This window comes from Polynucleobacter antarcticus (assembly GCF_013307245.1).
Lineage (GTDB): Bacteria > Pseudomonadota > Gammaproteobacteria > Burkholderiales > Burkholderiaceae > Polynucleobacter > Polynucleobacter antarcticus.
Genome location: NZ_CP028941.1, coordinates 277,698 through 299,480, shown reverse-complemented (window position 1 = coordinate 299,480; position 21,783 = coordinate 277,698). Strand labels below are relative to the sequence as shown.

Sequence of the window (21,783 nt, the reverse complement as noted above, 5' to 3'; positions counted from 1 at the left end):
CATCCACCAAATATTCAAATTTCTATACAAAATTCTAAAAGCTCTGATTTTATTAATTCCACATCACTAAAATAGTTTTTGCATTTATGCATTTTCCATTGGCCAATATTTTTTGTCCGACTCATTCGGACTGAAGTAAGCACCTTTTTGCGAATGAGTAAGGTTTTCAGTCCCCAAAAAATGGCGAATCCTTAAAAGCTCTTCATCATAGTTAAGAACAAGGGATTCAAAATTTGTACGGTAGATATTTGGGTTCTGATCGTCCATTTTGGACCGATAAATCCTGAACCTATCTATAAATGTCTGAACACCCCCTCCTGTTACGGCTTGCCCCACTTTAGATCCTGCAATTCTCCCTGCCATTAGTGCTGAGAGATAGATATCCCGGGGATCTCTATCAACAATGATTGACTTAGCATGATCAAAAAGGGCAACAGATTGTAGTGGCGCAAAAGGCTCAAAAGCATTACTTAAAAGAATTTTTGAGTATGACTTTTTTTCAAGCCCTCTAAAAAGCTCATTAAAATAAAGTCGAGTGCGAACATAAAATTCTTCGGCAGTCATGCGCGATAGAAAAAATTGATTCTCTCTCATGCATCCGATTTTTTGCATGGCCTTGGTAAAACATATATGCCATTTACTCTTTCCATACAATGGATATGGCCATTCACAATTCCATTTTGCGCAAACTAAAGAATCAATAAACTTTAGTGAAATTTCCGTAAATCCAGGAAAGTAGTGATCGTAATGTGCGCCAGATCGGAATAGCCTAGAGTACGTTGATTTATTTCCGCCAATTGTTGTGATCAGGTGATAAAAAGCCATTATGGCTTCTGAGGATCGAATTGGCGACCAAGAATCTACTAGCGCAAATTTCAAATCTAGAATCCCGCCGCGCACCCTGAGTAAATCAAACTCAAACTCTTTTGAATGATGGAAAAATCCATCAAACTCACACAGCAAATCAAAGAAGGCACTCTTTCCTGTGAACGAATAGCCAGATATATCAACAACACAAAACGAGGGCTTGGCATATTGACTCAATATGTTTACCTAAATGTATTTATGCTACTCTTTGAGCAATTAAAGCGCCCTGAGTAGATTGAGAATCTGTATAGAGAATGCTCCAGTTTGGCGATAGATCTATGTAAGTGGCAACTAAAAAATTCTTAATTGATTTAGGATAGTAAATATCATGAAGCAACGCAAATCCACCAATCTGTATGGTCTGCCACATTAAATGCCACTCCCCAATACTTGATACTTCACCACAATCAAAGAATATTGCATCCGCCTTATAGTTCCGCTCCACCAAATAAGAACAATATGCTGTACCTAATAAACTTTTTGTGCCCTCATAAAATTTCAAGTCACCAACATAACTGGGGTGAGACATGATTATCTCTTTTAGATCATCGCCATTTTCAGAAAAAATTAAATCAGTAAATTGCTTGGAAATATTTTCTGAGCTGATGAATTTTCTAATTGATAACTCTACAGCGGCCCTATCAAAATCTTTTAAAGAAACGCGTACCGCCTCAAGCCCAGCGAATGCTTCAGCTAGCGTGACGGTTGGCGCCTGGATGCTACTTATAGAAGACAGGAATCTTTGCTTAGAATGTACTGAATTTAAAATGCGGTTGTACTTGGAAGGATTTAAATCAACAGAAGCAATGCTTACCTCTTGGGGGTTAAAAATGTTTGCTGCCAATACAGTTGAATAACCGCCCCCCAATTCCAGAAACTTGCCCTTAAAATTTAGCTGCCTGAGCACATCGTAAAGACAGATATAAGATAATATAGGATGAAGTTCTCCTTGCCATCGAGCAGATACCGACAAAAAAGATTCTCCAAGAAAATCTAACATAGTAGTTTTGGGTCGAATAAGCCAAAAAAATACTCTAATTTTATGAACTATCAGTCTTAGGAAATTAGCCATCATCGCGCAATACTTTCAATCTTAAAAACTTGGCGGGAACGCCTCCAACTATAGAATTGGAAGGCAAATCTTTTGTGACTACTGAGCCTGGAAGCACTGTAGTATTCTCACCAATGGTTACACCACCCGTTACGATTACTCTTGATGTAATCCATACCCCGTCTTTAATATTGATATCGTAACCTTCACTTGGTGTTGGTTTAAATGTTAATGGGGATGAATAATTATCGATATGCCTACCCGTTAGTATCTGACAATCATGTCCAAAAATTACATTTTTACCTATGTAGACATATCCAGATCTTGTATTGAAAAGAACGTTTGCATACCCAGTTCTTTCTCCCTTTAAAATTTCCTTGTCAGCCAATATGAGCCTGTCTGAATCGCCATTGACATGCCATCTATATCGATGAATAAAGCCAAGCCACTCAAAAAAATCAATGATTAGATGCTTTAATTTTCTATACAAGATCAATAGCCATTCATTTTAATTAAATTTTTAATATCTTTTAAATTATGTATTTTTGGTCTGTTATTTAGTATAAATCCTGATTTTTTATCTTCGAAAATATAATCCGAATTCCTCGAATCAATAAATTCAATAAATTTAAAATTTGCATTTAAAGAGAAAATATGGTCGACAATTGTATCTCCAATATAATAAATTTTGTTTACCTCATCGCTAATATTTTCCCTCAATAAATCAGCTGGTAATATGGTAGGCTTCCCCAATGGAGTATCATCGCAAGTTATTACAAACGCGGGATTTAATTCAAATTTATTTAAGATGTCATATGTAGTATATCTTGGTTTTGAGGTGATGATAGACCACTCAACATTTTCCAAATTAATCCAATCAATACATTCCCACAATCCTGGCATCGGCTCTATGAGCGCAATATTTTTCTTATTGAATGAAAAATAAAGCTCCCTAACCTCCTCCTTCAAAGTCACAATATTTAAATTCTCACATATTTTATCAAATGGGAGCCCAATATTTTTTTTATAAATACTCCAGCCAATTTTTAAATCCAATTTGGAGCATAAATTTTCCCAGCTAGCTCTCATTAACGGAATTGAATCAATTAAGGTTCCATCAAGATCAAAGCAAATATGAATCATCAATACTTTCCAAAAAGTGAGTCTCTCAACATCAATCTGTTGACTTGATCATAGTCGTCGCGCGTATCTACTGCAAGCGACTCGCCATGCTCCTCATACGTTCCAACTATAAGCCCATTTTCAAGAGCTCTTAACAATTCAATCCCCTCGACTCTCTCTAGCGGAGATTGTTTACATTCATAAAATTTTGATAACGCTTGCCTTTTAAACCCTATAATACTTAAGTGCTTCTTAATGTGGGTAGACTCTAGAAATGAATAAGGAACAGAAGCACGGCTCATATAATAAATTCTTCCGTTGCTTTCTACAATCTTGACGCGATTTGGAGATAATCCATCAGAAATAGTTATATATGGGACAACAATATCATTTACAGGATTATTTTCCATGAATTTAATGACATTATCTATCATCTGCGGCATTAATAATGGCTCATCTCCTTGAATATCAATAATGATATCTTTTTCATTTAAATTCAGGCCATCAGAGGCTTCCGCTATTCTTTCGGTCCCATTTATATGACTTGACTTAGTCAATATGATTTTTATGGAATTATCTAGACATATATTTGCAATTTCTTCGCTGTCGGTGCATACAATTACCTCATCCAACAACCTTGCCATGGCCGCTCTTTTAGCAACATGGACTATCATTGGTCTCCCTGCAATGTCTAGAATAGCTTTTTTGGGTAGTCTAGAACTTTCAAGTCTGACTGGAATTAGGCCAACTTTTTTTGCAACATCCATCCTTTGCCCCCGTTTTGACTCGTCTGATTCCCTCTATTAAAGCTAATTACCGCCACCCTTCTTAATCCGATCAACACCGGGCTTGCTCTATGCATTGACGTGGTATCAACCAAAAAGTGAGTGCCAGATATACCTAAAATTTTCTTTTCATTTTTACTGCAACCGGAATGGCTAATAAGAAAATCATATAAGTATTTTCTATTTTTTGTTAGCTCCCACAATACTCCTCTAAGAATGCTATTCCTTAGTTTCCAACTTCCAGTGGATGGGACACATGAAAAAGGCCCGCTCTCCTCATTAACATCGGACAAATATATAAAATATTTAAGGTTCGCTTTATTGTCATCGACATGAAAATCGCCGCCTGGAACGCTTTCTAGATCCCTCTGAGGATAACTCTCCTGATAATATGAAATTTCCACTTTAACCTGCTCTGTATTAAAAAATTTGATCGCATGTGGCTTTATTATTTCAGCATATTTACCCAATAAGGGCGATAAAATCCCATGGGAAAAAATTCGCCCAGATAATTGTCCGCTCACATCAACAACTGTAGATCTCTTTAAATTTTCAAAATCCTCAAGAAGGACCTTCACCTCAGCAGATGGAACTAAATCTGGAAATTTATGCAAGCCAAATAACCTTAGATCATTGAAAATAACATCATTCATGTTCCTATTTAGAGCAATCTTATCCTTGCAATAACCCAACAACATTATTGGTATCCCGATGCTTATTGCATATCCAAGTGATAGGGTGCTGTTAAAAATCGATTTTTTAATGGGTAAATACATTATTTAATTCCCTTTTTAACAGCATATTTTAGCCTAATAAATATATTTTCTAGATATTTTTTTTCAGTTGCAGAGAGGCAGAAAATATAAATTGCAAGGAAGATTGCAAGCGACGAAAATATTTGGGTTAAATAATTATTAACTGATCTGTCTTGTGGCTGATATAATATAGATAATATAATAATTAATATAATAAATAATAATCTCAATAACTTATTCCACTCAATTTTAAAACTAAAAAATCTTTTAGCAAAATAATAAATAGTGCAGGGTATCAATATAGATGCAATTAATGCACTAAAAGCTGCAGCCCCAATTCCAAAAATTGGAATCAAAAAAATATTTAGTGCAATTTTTATAGCAGCAATTGAAGAGTAAATTAGCGGCATAAAATAAACTTTTCTTTCGTAAAATATTCCTGCCACCACTATGTTCGCAGTTCCATTTATCAAGCTTGCTAACGCCAAAGTTAAAAATGTAAAAATAAGAGTTTGTGTAATTTCATATTTTATTAAAAAATGGAGTATTTCTACTGAAAATGGAGATATAAATGCAAGGAGGATGCCGCCTAATATTAAAAAGTATGACAAAACTTTAGAAGTTATTTCCTTTATATTTCTATTTTTTTGATATTCAAACATCATGGGTGACCAAATTTGTGTAAATGGGGTTATGAGCAGAACACCCATCAATCCGCTTACCCTAATTGCAGCAGAATAAAGTCCAACGTCAGCAAATGACATATATCGCTCAATAATGATGCGGTCGGCCCAATCTAATGCCATTACTCCAAAACTTGTTAAAACTGTTGGAAGTCCAAAATGTATAAGTGGTTTGCACTCTTCAAAGGCAATCCGCCAAATAAACATTTCCCTTCCATACAAAAGCAGAATAATAGATGCGATTAAAATTTGAGAATACGCTATCGCCTTGAATGGACTCACCAGAATTTCACTATCAACATTTAGAAAGTAAATCGTCAATAAAACTCCGGAGACCAATCCTCCAATACTCAAGAACACAGAGGCTATTGAGTACCTCTTAAGGCGAAGATAGGAAAAGAAATATTGATTTACAAAGGTAAGCGCACTTCCAAAAAAAGCCCACTCGATAGCGAGCACATATTTATCGCCACTAGATTTGAGAATTAATTTTGCAATAAAAGGCCCGAAATGGCACCCAATCAGTATTTGACCTATTGCCCCCATCAGCAATATGAGGAAAGCAGTAGTAAAAATTGATTTTCGTTTTATTTCCTCATTGCTATCAAAATATGATCTTGGCATAGCAGAAGTCATACCCAAGTAGAAAATTGCGCCAGCGATAGTAGCCGCCATCAAAACTAAGGAATAAACCCCAAACTCCGATTCACTCATCCTTGCTGTAAGGATTGGGAGCAAGATGAATCCTAAGGCAGATTGCGCAATCCCTCCAACGCCATATATAAGGCCGTGCCTAACTAAATCGCGAAAATTAAATGCTCTCACAAGATATTATTTGCACTCTAGACCTAGGCACACTCATTTGAGCTATTTGTAACGGCGACTATTACTGACTCGATATCATCATCAGTCATTGTTGGGCCAATCGGCAAACTAATACAAGTACGATGAATCTCTTCTGAGATCGGAAATGACCCCTCAATAAATCCTAAATCTTGGTAAGCCGGCTGCAAATGGGGCGGGATTGGGTAATGAATCATAGCCGCTACCTGATTCTTGGCTAGAAATTGCATAAACAAATCTCTCTTTGGGTGTCGAATTACATACAAATGCCAAACGCATTCATTCGAAGAATTTGCAATAGGTAATATTATATTTTTCAGACCTTGAAATGCATTCTCATAACTTTTTGCAATAAATTGTCGTCTACGATTGTCCTCATCAAGGCGCCCTAACTTCGCCCTCAGAAAAGCTGCCTGAATCTCATCTAAGCGCGAATTAAATCCTTTAATACTGTTCTGATACTTTGCCTCCGAACCGTAGTTACGCAAGATCTTCAGTTTTTGGGCTAGTACTGGATCGTTGGTAGTGATGCCCCCTCCATCCCCCAAGGCCCCAAGATTTTTGCCAGGATAAAAACTAAAAGCAGCTGCATCGCCAAGCCCACCCACTTTATTCCCTTGAAAAATTGCTCCGTGTGCTTGAGCCGCATCCTCAAGAACCTTTAAATTATTACGGCGTGCGATATCCATAATTGGAGCCATTTCAGCAGCATGGCCATATAAGTGCACTGGAATAATTGCTTTAGTTCGAGATGTAATGGCGCCTTCTATTAGAGAGGGATCTAAATTGTATGAATGGATATTGGGCTCTACGGGAATCGGAGTTGCGCCAGTTTGACTTACCGCCAACCAAGTTGCTATGTAAGTATTCGAAGGAACAATCACCTCATCACCAATCCCTATTCCCCATGCCCTTAATACTAAATTGAGTGCATCAAGCCCATTAGCAACACCAATACAAAACTTGGTCCCGCAATAGTCAGCAAACTCCTTCTCAAATATTTCAACCTCCTTACCTAAAATTAACCAGCCAGAATCGAGCACGCGATCTAATGCCTCTTGAAGCCGCTCTTTTTGCCTTAAGTTAATTGTTTTAAGATCTAAAAATGGAATCATGACTGGGCAGTCTGAGAATTAATATGAGAAATGAACTCGACATAATCACGAAGATAATCATCAGCATGATAGGCATCTGACGCCAAAACCAAAAGCACTGCATCTGCGGAATATTTATATTGAATTCCCCAGACCCTGGGCGGAATGTGTAAACCTAGATTGGGTTTATCAAGAATTAACTCTGTCTTGTTAACGCCATCATCCAGAACTACATTAACAGAACCCTTTACACATATCAAATATTGATGAAGTTTTTTATGTGCATGCTCTCCCCGTACTTCACGACTAGGAACATCGAATACCCAAAAACACCGCTTAGGTATAAATGGAATTTGCTTTTCATATTCGGCTACCGATAAATTACCTCGTATATCCGGGACAAGCGGAAGCCTGTATAAAACACAAGCCCCAACACCTAAACTTTTAGAGTTTTCAGTCAAGTCTATTGATGCAGAGTATTGATTATCAGGTTTTGTATTATTGGCGCCAACATAGCCCGTTATAACAGCTGGATTTCCAACAACGATGGCATGAGGCGGAATATTTCTGGTAACAACTGCACCGGCACCAACCATGGCGCCCTCCCCAATAGTAAGACCGGGAAGTATCGTTGCATTTGCTCCAATACTGGCACCATCCTTTATTTCAGTTATTAAAAATTGGTTAGGATATTGCTTGCTTCTAGGAAACTGATCATTGGTAAAAGTTGCATTTGGGCCAATAAAAACCCGATTGCCAATACGGGTTCCATCCCATAATTGAACGCCACTTTTAATTGTCACATGATCGCCAATAACTACATCATTTTCAATAAGCACTTGAGCGCAAATATTACAATTTTTACCAACTGTTGCCTTTGGGAAAATAACGCAATACTGCCAAACTCGAGTTCCATCACCAATTGCCTCTGACTGTACGTCACTTAATGTGTGAATCTGAATATTACTCATTTAATACTCTTTTATATTTTTATTAAGCATCAAGCCCGCTAATGCCCGATCCCGCGCTTCGTAACTACACTCCAATGCAATAGAGCGTTTGCTTGAGTTAAGTATGTTCGTGGGCGGTTGCATGGGCATGGCGTTCTCGATCATTTCGCTTACTGGTGTGCCGGCGATAGGGAGGCACCCTCATCAATGCGCGTCCCGGCTGTTTGCTGTGCTGAAATGTGCCCCTGCGGCACTGCAGTGGTTCGCTCTAACTCCAACCGCAGAGCCTCGTACTCCGCCATCTTGCGCTGTAAGAAGTGCGTCGTTAGGGCTGTTTTGCTTTTGATTCCTTGGGGCGTCAGCAGGTAGGCGTAGTCCATCTTTTTTTGGTTGTGACTAAAGTTCCCCATCTTCACTAGACCTTTATCAATTAAGGCATTGATACAGTAGTGAGCTTTACCGAGACTCACGCCCAATACTTGAGCTAGCTGACGCTGCGTGAGTCCAGGGTTGGACTCGATGGCGCGCAAGACGTGAAGTTGGATTTCGTCTGAAGGCATTAGGGCTTTAGTGTTTTACGTTATGCGGCTGAAGCGGTTTAACTGCAATGTGTTGAAGACTAATTTGATGCCATCAAAGCTTCAATGCTTGAATGGCCGACTTGTCAACATCAAATCATTATAACCGTTGTAATGAACTTGTTCAAAAAAAGAACAGTTTATTTCAGATGTGGTCTTATATTAGGGTTAACCCTTGATTTTTGCCAGTATGTATTTTTTATTGCTAACCTGCCACTGGGGTCAAGGGTAGGCATGGCGGGAACCAGGGTTAGCTCAAGCACTGAATGGATTAGGCTGTTTTTTCCGCGGCGCTTTTCTTACTCCAAACTCAATATCTTTTACACCCCTTCCAATGCGATGTGCGTTCTTTCTGACTGATGGGTGCGGATCTTCTGATGGGCGGTATCTTTATTTGACTATAGGCGCCACTCAAGAGGGTCACTAGGATGAGCATTCTTATTTCCTTTTGATTTAATCCATGAACCCTGTTGAAATACTCCATGACACCATCATCCGAATCGATGGTGCCTATGCTCCAGCGACTATTCGGGCATACGTTGCTGACTTTAAGGCATTCATCGTATTTTGCGAGTCTCGTAATGAACCCGCTCTGCCTGCGAGCTCCTTGTCGGTAGCCGCGTTTATCGTATTCATGAGCGCAACAGGCCGATCATCGGCTAGTATTCGGCGGGCCATTGTGGGGATTTCAGCGCTGCATTTACTCAATCGCTTGCCGGATCCAAGCAAGGAGCCTGAGGTACGCTTGGCGATGAAACGGATGCACCGTAGTATTGGTCGATCATCAAATCAAGCCTTTGGCATTCGACAAGAAATGCTGACGCGCATGCTGGGTAGCCTTGATGGATCGCTGCGCGGCTTGCGTGATGCCGTGCTGATTCAATTGGCGTATGACACACTTTGTCGGCGCAGTGAACTGGTGTCATTATTAGCACTTGATTTAGCCCAGCGAGAGGCAAATGGCATCCATCACAGCATCTTGCTACGCAAAAGCAAAGTAGATCAGGAGTTAAGGGGTCGCTGGATAGCACTTCAAACCCAAACCGTTGCGAGCATTGAGTGCTGGTGTGATGCCGCAAAGATCACGGATGGCTTTTTATTGCGCGGTGTCGATCATTGGGGGAAGGTTACAGAATCCCTCAGCGGCAGTCAAATCAACCGGATTTATAAGCGCATCGCAATGGCTTCGAATCTCGACACCACCATGATTAAAAAAATCAGTGGTCACTCATTCCGCATTGGTGCAGCGCAAGACTTACTCGCCTCTGGTGCCAGCATGCCCACTATCATGAACCGAGGTAGATGGAGTAAATCGGATACTGTCATGCGCTACCTCGAACAATACCAAGTTATGAAATAACTTATAGCTGATAACTCATAAGTAAGCGTACCAAATACTTCTAATGATTTTTTAGAGAGCTGACCTGTCTGGTTTTATTGGGCTACTTTCGCTCGCCTTAACGCTAGCCCATACACGTTGACCTAGCAGTACCATCAACGCAAGGAAAAAGGCTACAGCTAAGCCACTGGCAGCGGATTTAATCATCCCGCGCTTCTTGCTGGTGGGTGCGCTATTGGCTTCTAAGCTCTTAGTAAAGCGATTTTGAATACTCACGATCTCACTTCGCAGACCTTGTAAGGCCTCCAAAGCGCTGGGGTCATTGGGGCTGACCTTTTGTAGCATCACGCTGTTGATATCTAGGAGCTGCTTGGCAACCATTAACCCATCACGATTCTGATCCATTAGCGGTAATGCTTGGGACAAAAAATTATTGATGATGCCAATTTGGGCTAATTTGATCTGCATACGATCCAGTAGCTCCTTATTGCCGTTGATGTCATTATTGACCGCAATAATCTGGGTAGTGATAGGTAGGTACTTAGCTCCTGAATCCTTGGCATCAACCACCTGGCCAGAGGCGGTGGTATTTTGAGGAAAGCGTTTGCGTAGCTCCTCAAGATTTTGAGCGCGTGAGTTCAAAAACTGTAGATCGATCTTGGCTGAAGTAATTCGGCGGTTTATCTCTGCTACCTGGGCTGTAGCGTTGCTCTCGTAGCCATTAATCAAACCTCTGAGCTGCAGGTAGGCAGAACCGCTACGCAAAAAATCTCCTGAAAGCTTAACTGCCTCCACCGATTTTTGCTCTGTGGCACCGCCTGAATTAATGGTCAAACTGAGAATGGTAGTTGCCGCGCCATCGAGATCCTTACCAATAGCTGCAAGGTCCTTAGTGTCAGCCTTAGAGAGCGCATAGGTTGGCAGGACATTCTTTTGCCACCAGAGTTCATCGCTCATAGTCCGGTACTGGGATAACTCTTGGTCCTTGAGCCCTCCCTCGACCACAATTTGTGCCGCTAGGTTAGGCAGGCTTTTTTGCACGGTACGCCAAGATACGATGTCCAAAGCATAACTGTTGTTGTTGTTGTTGTTGTTTAGCAGCACGAGCTGCGCAGTGTACCCAACTAGAAAAAACCAATAGGCTAGGCCCAAAATAGCACCCACTACTGCGGCAATAGCGAGCTTTTTCCAGGCACTTTGAACAAAATCAATAATGTCGAGAAGGGAGATTTCACTCTCGGCATTCTCGCGAGTATCTGCTTGGTCTGAATAAGAAGATTTTGGTGTATTCATTAAGGTGCGTAGGTTTAGGGAGCTAAAACTTAAATATAGTAAAGAATGGGGTGTCGCTCTAAAGTTATTACTCTATTTACATCGCTTGATTGCAGTGATGTTTTTTATTTAAATTCTTTATAAATACTAATCGTAATTATAAGTGACTAATCCTGAGAAAAGGCTTTAAAACAACTAAGCATTATATTAAGAGGCAATAATTAGACACCACTAACAATCATATTGAGTCCAGCTAGCCATTTGGTGCAAAACCAAATCGTAGTGATTGTTACGCCAATCCTGACACTTTAGCCAATGTGCTGAGTATTTGAGGTTTTTAGCTGCGGCCATAGGTATCTTCAAACCTCACAATGTCATCCTCACCAAGATAGCTACCTGATTGCACTTCAATAATTTCTAAGGGCTCTTTTCCGGGATTGGCTAAGCGATGGGTTTGGCCTTGTGGAATATAAGTACTTTGGTTCTCAGTCAGAGTCAGTACTTGATCACCGTTAGTAATTTCGGCAACGCCTTTCACTACAATCCAATGCTCCGCCCTGTGATGATGCATCTGCAATGAAAGGCTGGCTCCAGGCTTTACCTGAATGCGCTTCACTTTAAAGCGCTCACCTTCATCGACGCTGTCATACCAACCCCAAGGGCGGGCTACTTTGCGATGTAAGTTCTTCTCTTCGCGCTTTTGAGCTTCCAATTGGCTCACAATACTTTTGACATCTTGACTATTCGCTCGATCAGCAACTAAAACAGCGTCAGCCGTTTCAATAATGACCAGATTATCAATACCTACAGCACTGACCAAGCGACTGCTTGCATGCACTAAAGAGTTCGTAGTATTAGAAATTAAGGTATCACCACTGGTGACATTACCTTCGCCATCTTTATTGCCGACTTGCCACACCGCATCCCAAGCGCCCAGATCATTCCAGCCAGCATCTAGCTCGACCATTTTTACAGTGAATGCATCGTCATCTTTTGAGCCATTGAGGTTACTAGCGCTAGCAGCACACTTTTCAATGACCGCATAGTCAATCGACTCACTGGGCACTGCAGTAAACAGCACTTTATCTGGTCGCACAAAAGTGACCTCGCCAGATTGATCTGTGGTTTTAGCATTCCAAGCTGCTTTAGTAGCACTAGCAATATCCGGGCGGTATTGCTCTAAGGCCACAAGCCAGGTGCTGGCGCGCAGCACAAACATACCGCTATTCCATAGATAGTTGCCATCGGCCAAATAGGCTTGTGCTGTTTTAGTATCAGGTTTTTCAACAAACTGGGCTACGGCAAACTCATTGTTTTTGCCTCTAGCACTATTGCGCTGAATATAACCATAGCCAGTTTCAGGGGCAGTTGGCGTAATACCCAAAATAGCGATCGTCTTGTTATCTTGGTCTGCAGCCACCACTGCAACACAATCTTGTAAGGCATTTACAAAAGCTGCTGGATTCTGAACGGTTTGATCTGCTGGAGTAATAACCAAAATCGGATCAGCGCTCTCTTGCTGACTTTGGTCTTCAGCACCCTTTGCAGTGACTGCTTGTAGTGCTGCCAAGCTCAGTGCTGGTGCTGTATTACGGCCAACCGGCTCAAGTAAGAACGTTGCTTGCATACCCTTCAGTTCTCGTATTTGATCTAAAGCTAAAAAGCGGTGCTCTTCATTGGTCACAATCAGGGTTGAACCCAATTTAATCTCTGGACTGGCAATGGCATTAATGCGGGTGATCGCCTGCTGAAATAAGCTCTGACTCGAATCATCACCAGAGAGCACTAAAAACTGCTTTGGGAAGCCTGAGCGCGATAAGGGCCACAAACGCGTACCAGAGCCACCACAAAGGATGACTGGTGCAACAGAGGTAGGTAGTCTTTCAATGGTCATTTCCCATCCATTCTAATCCATGGTGATTTTTATAGATTAGCGATTATTTTGTGAATTGTCGATACAAGGTATCGGTGTAAATGGCGCAGCGCAATGCTGCTAAGAGCCCTCTAAATCTGACATAAACATCACTAATGAGTCATTAGAGGCATTAACTTAATAAGCAGTTGATATTTTTATTGCCTTCTCATTGCTCTAGGCTGAGGGGATCACAAAAGCACACTTTCATGCAGGTTTGTTCTGTTATTCTGTGACATTACATACATTTAGCTTGTTGTGTATGTGTTGGCAGATGCTGCCTCATCCTTAAAAAAGTTTTGCCTACACTCAGCGGAAACAGACTAACTCTTCATGAATATGCTTTTTAAAATTCCTCGTATCTTTAAGATCTATAGAGTAGGCATAAAATCTATGGGCTCCCTGATAGATTTGCCTAAGGTTAAATCTGTTGATCAATGCTTAAAGGGGCTAATTAACGGAAAGTTAGATGCCCAGGGAACTAGTTCACTTGATATAGGTTGCGGCTCAATCCCGCGAAACCCATTCAATGCTGAACTTGCTTACGGCATTGATATACGCGATAACTCTTCGGGGAAGATTAAATGTGCGGATTTATCCGTTGAGCCTATCCCCTTTGAAGACAACGCATTTGACTACATCACTGCATTCGATATCTTAGAGCACATCCCAAGAGTCATCTATGCGCCTAATCGTCGGTTTCCTTTTGTAGAGCTAATGAACGAGATTTGGCGGACCCTAAAGCCGAATGGCTATTTTCTTTCGCACACACCGGTTTATCCCTATTCTGCGATTCATAGCGATCCAACCCATGTCAATGTAATAGCACATGACACCTTCACATCATATTTTGATGATGTTCAACGAGGGGCTAAAATATATGGCTTCACGGGCTCCTTTAGAGTAGTGAGTCAACATATTAAGACCCCCCATTTGATAAGCATTCTACAAAAAATAGCCTGAAACTAAGAGGGTATTTAACTCAGTTATTTTCTCAATGACCGCATCTCTCATGCAAAGCCTCCTGAGAGATGCAGGTTCGCAGCATCAGTTTCATTGTATTGATCTATAAGCCTACTTGTATTGCAAAAGTTTCTCTATCAAGCATGCTAACTAGGGGAAAATTTTTATGCAAATAGCCTCATGATCAAGAAAATAACATATCTAGTGATCTCTCCATGCTGAACTTGATATAAAGCTTTTCAAATAGTTCGTCTAACTTTCATCACAATATAGTTGTGCCGCTAGCTCTTACTGCACCTGACCTGTCCTGGGATTTTCAGACCAAACTAATTTAGAGATAATGACTCCTCCTTGACTAAAAGGAGTAGTACATGAAGAGAGCCCGATTTACGGATGAGCAGATTGTTCGGATATTGCAAGAGGCCGATAAAGCACCAGTTGCAGAGGTGGCTAAACGCCATGGGGTGAGTGAGCCCTCGATTTATATCTGGCGGAAGAAGTTTGGCGATATGGGTACGGACGATGTCAAACGCTTAAAGCTGTTAGAGCAAGAGAACAGTCGCCTCAAGAAGATTCTGGCAGAGCGGGATCTGGAGATTGAGGTGATGAAGGAGATCACCGCAAAAAAGTGGTGAGCGTGCAAGCTCGATTAGAGCAAGCACGCTACGCAGTAGATCGCGGGATTAGTCAAAGACGGGCTTGTGCGCTATTGCAGGTAGCTAGGTCAGGCCTTGGGTATCAGCAAAGGATGCCGGTTAAAGACCAGCCTGTGATTGCTGCAATGCGTTCTTACTCTGAACAATATCCTCGCTATGGCGCCAGACGGATCCGAATCTTCTTGCGGCGAGACGGCATCGTATTAGGGCGAGATCGTGCTGCCCGTATATGGGCTGGTGCAGGCCTGCAAATGCCCAAGAAGCGAACTCGCAAGCGCAAAGATCATATGGGCAGTCCCAACCGGCAACCCTTTGTAGCAACAGCGCCCAATGAAGTCTGGGCATACGATTTTGTCTTTGATGCTTGTGCCAATGGTCAAAAGCTCAAGTGCTTAACCTTGATAGACGAGTTCACCAAGGAGAGTTTGTATATTGATGTAGCCGGCTCAATTAAAGGTAAGCGAGTGGTGCAGATATTAGAAGAAGTGATTGCAAAGCGGGGTTACCCTAAAGTTTTACGAAGTGACAACGGCCCGGAGTTTATTAGTACTATCTTGTTGGAATGGGCTGTAGCCAAAGGTCTACATAACCTACACATTGAACCAGGCAAGCCTTGGCAAAACGGTACTAACGAGAGCTTTAATGGCAAGTTCAGAGATGAATGTTTAGCTTTGAACTGGTTTTACAGCAGGCAACATGCCAAGGTGATTATTGAAACTTGGCGTAAGCACTACAATTTAATCAGACCGCACTCCAGTTTGGATTATCAAACCCCGCTAGAGTTCGTATCTGAATGGCGCAATAACTTAAACCCTGGAGTCCATGTTTCTAAATGAAAATGGTCCGAAGAAACCAGACAGGTCACACCCATAACCTCCTCGAGATTTGGCACTTTTTTATAGTCTCCCACATTTGCAATCATCCCACTCCAATACCCCTCAGTCTTCCATTTCGGGGAGTCGCAATAGATTTCCACCGTAGGTTTACCCAATACTGCTGATAAATGGGTTAATCCGGTATCCACACCAATCGTCAGTGCTGCATGCGCCACCAATTGATAGGCCTCCTCAATGGAAAAAGCCCTCGGCACGATTGCCCCTGGAATCTGGCTGGCAATCAAAGTACTTTCTTTTTTCTCAGCCTCGTTACCCCACGGAAAGACTAATTGATAACCATGGTTAGATAGCTCTTTACCTAAAGCAATCCAATGATCGTTGGGCCAACGCTTAGCTACCCGAGCAGTCGAATGAAAACACAGTACATAAGGCACAGGTAAACCATGGGGATCTTTACGTAAACCCTCAGTGATTAGTGGAGATAACTGCGTTACAAAACTGTGGGAGTAAAACTGTGGAGCTTCTGTAGTTCGGTCAATCAGTGGCCAATTAAATGCCGAGCACATCACCCAGCGTGAGCGATCAATCGCATGGCATTTAACTGGCACCTGCACCGATTGGGTATAGAAGAATCTAGCCATTGGCTCATAACCTGAATATTCCGTAGCATTACCTAAACCACTCACTACAGCATCTTTTGACTTATTGGCCAGTGAGCAAACCAAAGCGGATTTCAGCAGCCCCTGGGTTTCAATCACCGTGTCATACGATACTGACTGTAATAATTTACGCATGGCAAAAAACTCACGCCAGGTTTGAATGGAAAAGAGATTCTTTCTCCAACGCCGAAGCGCTATTGGAATGATGCGATCGATACCCTTAAATGAATGTGTTGTTTTGAGTGGTTCTAGCAAATGCACATAAGCCTCTTCCACAATCCAGTCGATTTGGGCATTCGGTAAGCGCTTACGTAAATCCCACACAATCGGTAAGTTATGGAGTACATCCCCAAGAGAAGACAGTTTGACCAATAAGATCTTGGGCGCTAGAGCTGCTGTAGATAATGGGTTTGGCTGCTGACTCGTCATTTCAGCATTATGAATGAGTTGAACTAAGGCTTATTATTTGGATCGATCCTGGGGCTTCAAAACTTTGGCGCGGCATCCCATGCCAGGCCAGCAGCATCTTTGCCATTAAGCAAGGCCTGTTTATCTAGGGGGATGGGCCACTCAATCCCAACAGTAGGGTCGCACCACGATAAACAGGCTTCGCTACTGGGATCATAATAATCGGTAGTTTTATACAGAAACTCAGCAGTTTCTGAAAGAACCAAAAAGCCATGAGCAAAGCCCGGGGGTACCCACATCTGCCTGTGGTTTTCAACAGAGAGTTCTACGCCAACCCATTTACCAAAAGTGGCAGAGTCTTTTCTTAAATCAACAGCTACATCAAAGACACTACCTGATGTGACTCTGACTAATTTTCCTTGGGTATGCTCAAGCTGATAATGCATCCCCCGAAGCGTCCACTGCCTTGAAAAAGAATGATTGTCTTGCACAAACGTTATATCAAGCCCGGTTGCTTTTGCAAATTCATTGGCATTAAAGGATTCCGTAAACCAACCGCGATTGTCACCAAATACCTTAGGCTCGATGATTAAGACATCCGGAATAGCCGTTGGTGTTACTTGTAACTTAGCATTTGAATTTTCTGTCATAACTTTACCTACCCTACCTCTTACTCGATAAAGAAATCGACTGATTGTTACTACTGAGCTCCTGCACTATTTTGCTCAAGTACTGCCCATAACTGTTTTTCTTGAGCTGATCGGCTACTTTTTGCACTGCCTCTCCAGTGATCCACCCCTGGCGATAGGCGATCTCTTCTGGACAGGCCACCATCAGGCCTTGACGCTTTTGTAGCGTAGCAATAAAGCCTGCGGCATCAAGCAAAGAGTCATGCGTGCCGGTATCAAGCCAAGCATAGCCCCGACCCATAATCTCTACACTGAGGGTATTTTGATTAAGATAAGCCCGATTCACATCAGTGATCTCGAGCTCTCCTCTTGCACTGGGTTTAATAGACGCTGCGATATCACAGACTTGATTGTCATAAAAATACAGGCCGGTCACGGCGTAGTTACTTTTAGGATTCTGCGGCTTTTCTTCAATGGAGAGGGCTTTGTAGTCTTTATCGAATTCCACCACACCATAACGCTCAGGGTCGGTGACATGGTAGGCAAATACTGTAGCGCCGGCAGTTCTGTCATTGGCACTACCTAACTGCTCTACTAACTCATGGCCATAAAAAATGTTGTCACCCAGCACCAAGGCACTTGGGCTATTACCAATAAAGGATTTACCTAAAGTGAATGCTTGTGCCAAACCATCGGGTGAGGGCTGAACACAATACTGAATATTTAAACCCCACTGCGAACCATTACCTAGCAACTCAGTAAAACGCGGAGTGTCATGCGGTGTCGAAATTAACAAAATATCCCGAATGCCCGCGAGCATCAAAGTTGTCAGTGGGTAATACACCATGGGCTTGTCATAGACCGGCATCAGCTGTTTTGAAACAGCTTGAGTAACAGGATATAAACGGGTACCAGAACCCCCTGCCAAAATAATGCCTTTACGGTTTACTAAATTCGCTGTCATTCAAAAAGTGCCTTATCTAAACCCGTCTAAACCTATTCAAATTAATACTACGTAATGAGTTTACTGTGTACCAGGTGGCGAACGTAAGTTTTAACGGGCTTGTCCCAAGGCTCCAGCAATTGTGCCAATTGGACTTGAATTAGCTCATCCCCACTTCGCTTCAATACTGATTGCAGGCGATCTGTCGCCATTCGTGAGTTCATGGGTCTTGGCGCTGGTAAAGGGTAATCCACTGCCAGAATAGGTTTAATGGATTCGGGCTTTACTCTCATAACAATGCCTGCCTCAATGGCAGACTGAACCGCCAAGGTAGCTAAGCCATGCCAAGTGGTTTCACCACTGGGTACCGCATGGTAAATGCCCGATGGAAAAGGCTTTATTTGTCCTTCTGCATTTAGTACTAAATTTAAGCTAACGCTCGATAACCACTCAGCACTCGTGGGTACGCCATGCTGATCAGAAATAATGCTGAGCTGCTCACGCTCTTTGGCAAGACGCAAAATTGTGCGAATAAAATTTCCACCATCGCCATAGACCCAACTGGTTCTTAAAATAGCAAACTGCGCTTTGGAATCCAGTGGTAGATTAGCAAACATATCTTCAATGGCTACTTCACCAGCTGCCTTGCTTTTTCCATAGACACCCAAAGGATTACGTAAGTCTTCCTCGGTGTAAACACCGTCTTTGCTGCCATCAAATACATAATCAGTCGAGTAATGTAAGAATGTTGCATTATTAGCTACGGCATACTGCGCCATGATCTCTGGGGCTGTGGCATTAATAGCAAATGCCAAATCGACTTCCGTTTCAGCCTTATCAACGGCTGTATAGGCGGCAGCATTGATAATCAAATCTGGCTTTAATTGATCCAATACAGTTTTAACTGCTTGACTACTTGCTAAATCACACTCGGCACGGCCAACATAATCAATGTGGTGCTGAGCCTCTAATGTATTGGCAGTAAAGACTGCCTTAAAAGCTTTACCGAGTTGGCCATCTTTTCCAAATACAAGAATATTCATTTGGGCTTTTTTAATTGACTTACGATCGTTGTATTGAGTTGCACTGGCTTAGTTATATTGCTGCTGTACCCAATCGCGATAAGAGCCACTCACCACGCCCTCAATCCAAACAGGGTTATCCAAATACCACTGCACCGTTTTTTTAATACCGCTATCAAAGGTTTCTGTGGGTTTCCAGCCCAGCTCGCGCTTGATCTTGCTCGCATCAATTGCATAGCGGCGGTCATGTCCTGGACGATCTTTTACAAAAGTGATTTGCTCTGCGTAGGATTTTTTATCTGCTCTTGGTTTGAGCTCATCTAAGATGCTGCAGATAGTGTTAACCACCTCAAGATTCGCTTTTTCATTCCAACCCCCAATATTGTAGGTCTCTCCTAATTTGCCCTTAGCCAATACCTCACGGATTGCCGAGCAGTGATCACTTACGAAAAGCCAATCACGTACCTGCTGTCCATCACCATAAATAGGTAATTGCTTACTATTTAAGGCATTGAGAATCACCAGTGGGATGAGCTTTTCTGGAAAGTGATAGGGGCCATAGTTATTCGAACAGTTGGTAGTCACTACCGGAAAGCCATACGTATGAAACCATGCCCTTACCAAATGATCAGATGCTGCCTTAGAGGCTGAGTAGGGGCTATTGGGCTCATAGGGATTGGTTTCAGTAAAGGCGGGATCGCTTTTACTTAGGGAGCCATAGACCTCATCAGTTGAGACGTGGTGAAACCGAAAGGCTGCCTTCTTTTCTAAGTCTAGATCATTCCAATAGGATCTAGCGCACTCCAATAAGTTAAATGTTCCCATAACATTCGTTTGTACAAACTCAGCTGGTCCATGAATGGATCGATCTACATGACTCTCTGCTGCAAAGTTGATGATCGCACGAGGCTGATGCTCTTTTAATAATGTGGTAACGAGCGCTTGATCACCGATATCACCGTGGATAAACACATGACGGGGATCATTCTTGAGAGACTCAAGGGTGGCTAAATTACCTGCATAGGTCAGCTTATCTAAGTTAATGATGCCCTCAGCGTTGGGATCCTTGAGCCAATCAAGTACAAAGTTACCACCAATAAAGCCAGCACCGCCTGTCACTAGAATCATGTTATCAAGTAGCTCAATTTAAACAGTGTTTTAATTATAGTTAGAATTTACAGGCAGGCTACCTATAAGTTATGAAATTATATTGTTCAATTTGGCCTATCGAATGAGCGCCAAATTATGACTTATATTTAATCGCAGCTATTAACGCTCGATATTGAAAATATTTCTACTACGGGTCATACCTCGATCAGTCTGTTAAAAATTTTTGTGAAATTTTCTGACAAAGGTCTCGGTAAGTCAGTCCTTGTAGTACTTTTTCTCTACCAGTCCTCCTGATTTTATCGATCTCCACTCCACCCTCTAGAATATATTTAATGAGTTTTGGCAGCTCTTCAGAATCCTCATACACCAATAAATCCTCTTTATCTCTGAAGTGTCTGAATAAATCTGTTGGTGCATCTGTTAAAAGTAATGCGCCACTTGCTAGTACGTCAAATGCCCTAGTGTCTAGTCCGGTAGTAGATTTTTTTAATCTTTGTGCGTTCAACACAATATGAGATTTATTAATTACTTGATTCAAATCAGAACCAATGATTTCTTTGCCCCTGTGAATACTAAGCAGATCTTTTTTTGAAAAAATGGTACAGTTTTTGAACCAGCCATTTCCATAAAGTGCTATGTTTTTAGTTGCTTGATAGGCGGCAAATAAGACTGCCTCACGCCAGGGGCTCCAAGCTCCATAGAGGAGAACATCAATTTCTTTAGTGCTTCCAGGTATTACATAAAAATCAGATGGGGAAGCCACATGAGATTGGTACTCTGAGCGAATATTGAGGCCATTCAATAACTCTACGCTTCTACTATCATATGAGAGGTAGAGATCAAAAAGTCTTGCATGACGGATCAGCTCATTGTAGTCAGGGTTAGGCTCGACATACCACCCTATTTTGGTAATCTTTGTTACGTTAAGAATTGTTTCACCAAATTGCTGTCCATGTATGCAAAAAATTAAGTCTGGTTTAAATTTTTCAATACGAAGTGCGAACTCTCGATCTCGAAACTTTTCAAAAGAAAAAGGGCACCACCAGAAAAGATCTATATGGGTTGGGAGTAGCCCAAAAGCTTTCGCTAGCTTATTAATCCGCTTAAAAAAGTATCTATGTAGCCAATGCCCTGAATTATTAGTGATATAAACATCTACATCTATAGAGAGCTCTGTAAACTCCTTTTTTAGGTGGTCTACTATTGAAAAACTATCCACAAAAGTAATAAGAATTTTTTTCTTACTCATGATCTCGAAGATTTAACATGGCACTCATTAATGACCAGGTAATAAGCGCATGAAATT

21 protein-coding genes are annotated in these 21,783 nt (G+C 41.7%); 3 read left to right on the top strand and 18 right to left on the bottom strand.

Annotated elements, in window-relative coordinates:
- Positions 1–84 precede the first annotated feature (84 nt).
- The 10 genes from DCO16_RS01675 to DCO16_RS01630 all read right to left on the bottom strand — a co-directional run bounded on the left by DCO16_RS01675 (position 85) and on the right by DCO16_RS01630 (position 8,710).
- Positions 85–1,044 (bottom strand): hypothetical protein, encoded by a 960-nt coding sequence (locus tag DCO16_RS01675; RefSeq protein WP_173942056.1) that lies wholly within the window; start codon positions 1,042–1,044, stop codon positions 85–87.
- 19 nt (positions 1,045–1,063) lie between these two features.
- The gene (locus DCO16_RS01670; protein WP_173942055.1) at positions 1,064–1,867 is read right to left on the bottom strand and encodes a hypothetical protein; all 804 of its coding nucleotides are present in this window, start codon (positions 1,865–1,867) and stop codon (positions 1,064–1,066) included.
- A gap of 64 nt (positions 1,868–1,931) precedes the next feature.
- Positions 1,932–2,408: an acyltransferase gene (locus DCO16_RS01665; protein ID WP_217426677.1), complete on the bottom strand. Its 477-nt coding sequence runs from the start codon at positions 2,406–2,408 to the stop codon at positions 1,932–1,934.
- A gap of 2 nt (positions 2,409–2,410) precedes the next feature.
- Entirely contained in the window at positions 2,411–3,061 is a 651-nt protein-coding gene (locus DCO16_RS01660; RefSeq protein WP_173942053.1) for an HAD family hydrolase, read from the bottom strand.
- Positions 3,061–3,807 (bottom strand): 3-deoxy-manno-octulosonate cytidylyltransferase, encoded by a 747-nt coding sequence (kdsB, locus tag DCO16_RS01655; RefSeq protein ID WP_173942052.1) that lies wholly within the window; start codon positions 3,805–3,807, stop codon positions 3,061–3,063. The genes DCO16_RS01660 and kdsB overlap by 1 nt, the downstream gene beginning before the upstream one ends.
- On the bottom strand, positions 3,780–4,601 hold the full coding sequence (locus DCO16_RS01650) for a hypothetical protein (protein WP_173942051.1): 822 nt from the start codon (positions 4,599–4,601) through the stop codon (positions 3,780–3,782). The genes kdsB and DCO16_RS01650 overlap by 28 nt, the downstream gene beginning before the upstream one ends.
- Positions 4,601–6,088, bottom strand: a complete 1,488-nt coding sequence (locus DCO16_RS01645; protein ID WP_173942050.1) for a lipopolysaccharide biosynthesis protein — start codon at positions 6,086–6,088, stop codon at positions 4,601–4,603. Before DCO16_RS01645 ends, DCO16_RS01650 begins: the two co-directional genes overlap by 1 nt.
- Positions 6,089–6,111: 23 nt before the next feature.
- Complete coding sequence (locus DCO16_RS01640; protein WP_173942049.1) at positions 6,112–7,221, bottom strand: DegT/DnrJ/EryC1/StrS family aminotransferase; 1,110 nt, start codon at positions 7,219–7,221, stop codon at positions 6,112–6,114.
- Entirely contained in the window at positions 7,218–8,171 is a 954-nt protein-coding gene (locus DCO16_RS01635; protein WP_173942048.1) for a WxcM-like domain-containing protein, read from the bottom strand. Before DCO16_RS01635 ends, DCO16_RS01640 begins: the two co-directional genes overlap by 4 nt.
- Before the next feature lie 149 nt (positions 8,172–8,320).
- Positions 8,321–8,710: a MarR family EPS-associated transcriptional regulator gene (locus DCO16_RS01630; RefSeq protein WP_173942047.1), complete on the bottom strand. Its 390-nt coding sequence runs from the start codon at positions 8,708–8,710 to the stop codon at positions 8,321–8,323.
- A gap of 478 nt (positions 8,711–9,188) precedes the next feature.
- Here DCO16_RS01630 and DCO16_RS01625 point away from each other — a divergent pair, with 478 nt between their 5' ends.
- A complete protein-coding gene (locus DCO16_RS01625) occupies positions 9,189–10,088 on the top strand; it encodes a tyrosine-type recombinase/integrase (protein WP_173942046.1) in 900 nt (299 codons plus the stop codon).
- 51 nt (positions 10,089–10,139) lie between these two features.
- Here the strand turns inward: DCO16_RS01625 and DCO16_RS01620 are convergent, their stop codons facing one another.
- Both DCO16_RS01620 and DCO16_RS01615 read right to left on the bottom strand, forming a co-directional pair.
- Positions 10,140–11,360, bottom strand: a complete 1,221-nt coding sequence (locus DCO16_RS01620; protein WP_173942045.1) for a hypothetical protein — start codon at positions 11,358–11,360, stop codon at positions 10,140–10,142.
- A 316-nt stretch (positions 11,361–11,676) separates the two neighbouring features.
- On the bottom strand, positions 11,677–13,233 hold the full coding sequence (locus DCO16_RS01615) for a mannose-1-phosphate guanylyltransferase/mannose-6-phosphate isomerase (RefSeq protein WP_173942044.1): 1,557 nt from the start codon (positions 13,231–13,233) through the stop codon (positions 11,677–11,679).
- Positions 13,234–13,644: 411 nt separating this feature from the next.
- On the opposite strand from DCO16_RS01615, the gene DCO16_RS01610 reads away from it, so the two are divergent.
- Positions 13,645–14,214, top strand: coding sequence for a methyltransferase domain-containing protein (locus tag DCO16_RS01610; protein ID WP_217426676.1), 570 nt, complete (start codon positions 13,645–13,647; stop codon positions 14,212–14,214).
- Positions 14,215–14,585: 371 nt separating this feature from the next.
- Positions 14,586–15,706, top strand: a protein-coding gene (locus DCO16_RS01605) for an IS3 family transposase (protein ID WP_173942042.1) whose coding sequence is annotated in 2 segments (ribosomal slippage) — positions 14,586–14,835 and positions 14,835–15,706 — 1,122 coding nt in all. Because the reading frame shifts where the segments join, the coding sequence is not laid out codon by codon here.
- Here the strand turns inward: DCO16_RS01605 and waaC are convergent.
- The 6 genes from waaC to DCO16_RS01575 all read right to left on the bottom strand — a co-directional run bounded on the left by waaC (position 15,637) and on the right by DCO16_RS01575 (position 21,726).
- Positions 15,637–16,794, bottom strand: coding sequence for a lipopolysaccharide heptosyltransferase I (waaC, locus tag DCO16_RS01600; RefSeq protein ID WP_173942041.1), 1,158 nt, complete (start codon positions 16,792–16,794; stop codon positions 15,637–15,639). The genes DCO16_RS01605 and waaC overlap by 70 nt on opposite strands.
- A 56-nt stretch (positions 16,795–16,850) precedes the next feature.
- A complete protein-coding gene (gene rfbC, locus DCO16_RS01595; RefSeq protein ID WP_173942040.1) occupies positions 16,851–17,423 on the bottom strand; it encodes a dTDP-4-dehydrorhamnose 3,5-epimerase in 573 nt (190 codons plus the stop codon).
- 13 nt (positions 17,424–17,436) lie between these two features.
- Positions 17,437–18,366, bottom strand: coding sequence for a glucose-1-phosphate thymidylyltransferase RfbA (rfbA, locus tag DCO16_RS01590; protein ID WP_173942039.1), 930 nt, complete (start codon positions 18,364–18,366; stop codon positions 17,437–17,439).
- A 47-nt stretch (positions 18,367–18,413) separates the two neighbouring features.
- Positions 18,414–19,388, bottom strand: coding sequence for a dTDP-4-dehydrorhamnose reductase (gene rfbD / locus DCO16_RS01585; RefSeq protein ID WP_173942038.1), 975 nt, complete (start codon positions 19,386–19,388; stop codon positions 18,414–18,416).
- A 48-nt stretch (positions 19,389–19,436) separates the two neighbouring features.
- Positions 19,437–20,495: a dTDP-glucose 4,6-dehydratase gene (rfbB, locus tag DCO16_RS01580; RefSeq protein ID WP_173942037.1), complete on the bottom strand. Its 1,059-nt coding sequence runs from the start codon at positions 20,493–20,495 to the stop codon at positions 19,437–19,439.
- Positions 20,496–20,682: 187 nt separating this feature from the next.
- Positions 20,683–21,726: a CgeB family protein gene (locus DCO16_RS01575; protein ID WP_173942036.1), complete on the bottom strand. Its 1,044-nt coding sequence runs from the start codon at positions 21,724–21,726 to the stop codon at positions 20,683–20,685.
- Between the last annotated feature and the right edge of the window lie 57 nt (positions 21,727–21,783).

Coding starts and splice junctions, on each gene's coding strand:
- waaC (WP_173942041.1), bottom strand. CDS start 16,794: ATGACGAGTCAGCAGCCAAACCCATTATCTACAGCAGCTCTAGCGCCC.
- kdsB (WP_173942052.1), bottom strand. CDS start 3,807: ATGGATGTTGCAAAAAAAGTTGGCCTAATTCCAGTCAGACTTGAAAGT.
- DCO16_RS01670 (WP_173942055.1), bottom strand. CDS start 1,867: ATGTTAGATTTTCTTGGAGAATCTTTTTTGTCGGTATCTGCTCGATGG.
- DCO16_RS01625 (WP_173942046.1), top strand. CDS start 9,189: ATGAACCCTGTTGAAATACTCCATGACACCATCATCCGAATCGATGGT.
- rfbA (WP_173942039.1), bottom strand. CDS start 18,366: ATGACAGCGAATTTAGTAAACCGTAAAGGCATTATTTTGGCAGGGGGT.
- DCO16_RS01575 (WP_173942036.1), bottom strand. CDS start 21,726: ATGAGTAAGAAAAAAATTCTTATTACTTTTGTGGATAGTTTTTCAATA.
- DCO16_RS01610 (WP_217426676.1), top strand. CDS start 13,645: ATGGGCTCCCTGATAGATTTGCCTAAGGTTAAATCTGTTGATCAATGC.
- DCO16_RS01615 (WP_173942044.1), bottom strand. CDS start 13,233: ATGACCATTGAAAGACTACCTACCTCTGTTGCACCAGTCATCCTTTGT.
- rfbB (WP_173942037.1), bottom strand. CDS start 20,495: ATGATTCTAGTGACAGGCGGTGCTGGCTTTATTGGTGGTAACTTTGTA.
- DCO16_RS01640 (WP_173942049.1), bottom strand. CDS start 7,221: ATGATTCCATTTTTAGATCTTAAAACAATTAACTTAAGGCAAAAAGAG.
- DCO16_RS01635 (WP_173942048.1), bottom strand. CDS start 8,171: ATGAGTAATATTCAGATTCACACATTAAGTGACGTACAGTCAGAGGCA.
- DCO16_RS01660 (WP_173942053.1), bottom strand. CDS start 3,061: ATGATTCATATTTGCTTTGATCTTGATGGAACCTTAATTGATTCAATT.
- rfbD (WP_173942038.1), bottom strand. CDS start 19,388: ATGAATATTCTTGTATTTGGAAAAGATGGCCAACTCGGTAAAGCTTTT.
- DCO16_RS01620 (WP_173942045.1), bottom strand. CDS start 11,360: ATGAATACACCAAAATCTTCTTATTCAGACCAAGCAGATACTCGCGAG.
- DCO16_RS01630 (WP_173942047.1), bottom strand. CDS start 8,710: ATGCCTTCAGACGAAATCCAACTTCACGTCTTGCGCGCCATCGAGTCC.
- rfbC (WP_173942040.1), bottom strand. CDS start 17,423: ATGACAGAAAATTCAAATGCTAAGTTACAAGTAACACCAACGGCTATT.
- DCO16_RS01650 (WP_173942051.1), bottom strand. CDS start 4,601: ATGTATTTACCCATTAAAAAATCGATTTTTAACAGCACCCTATCACTT.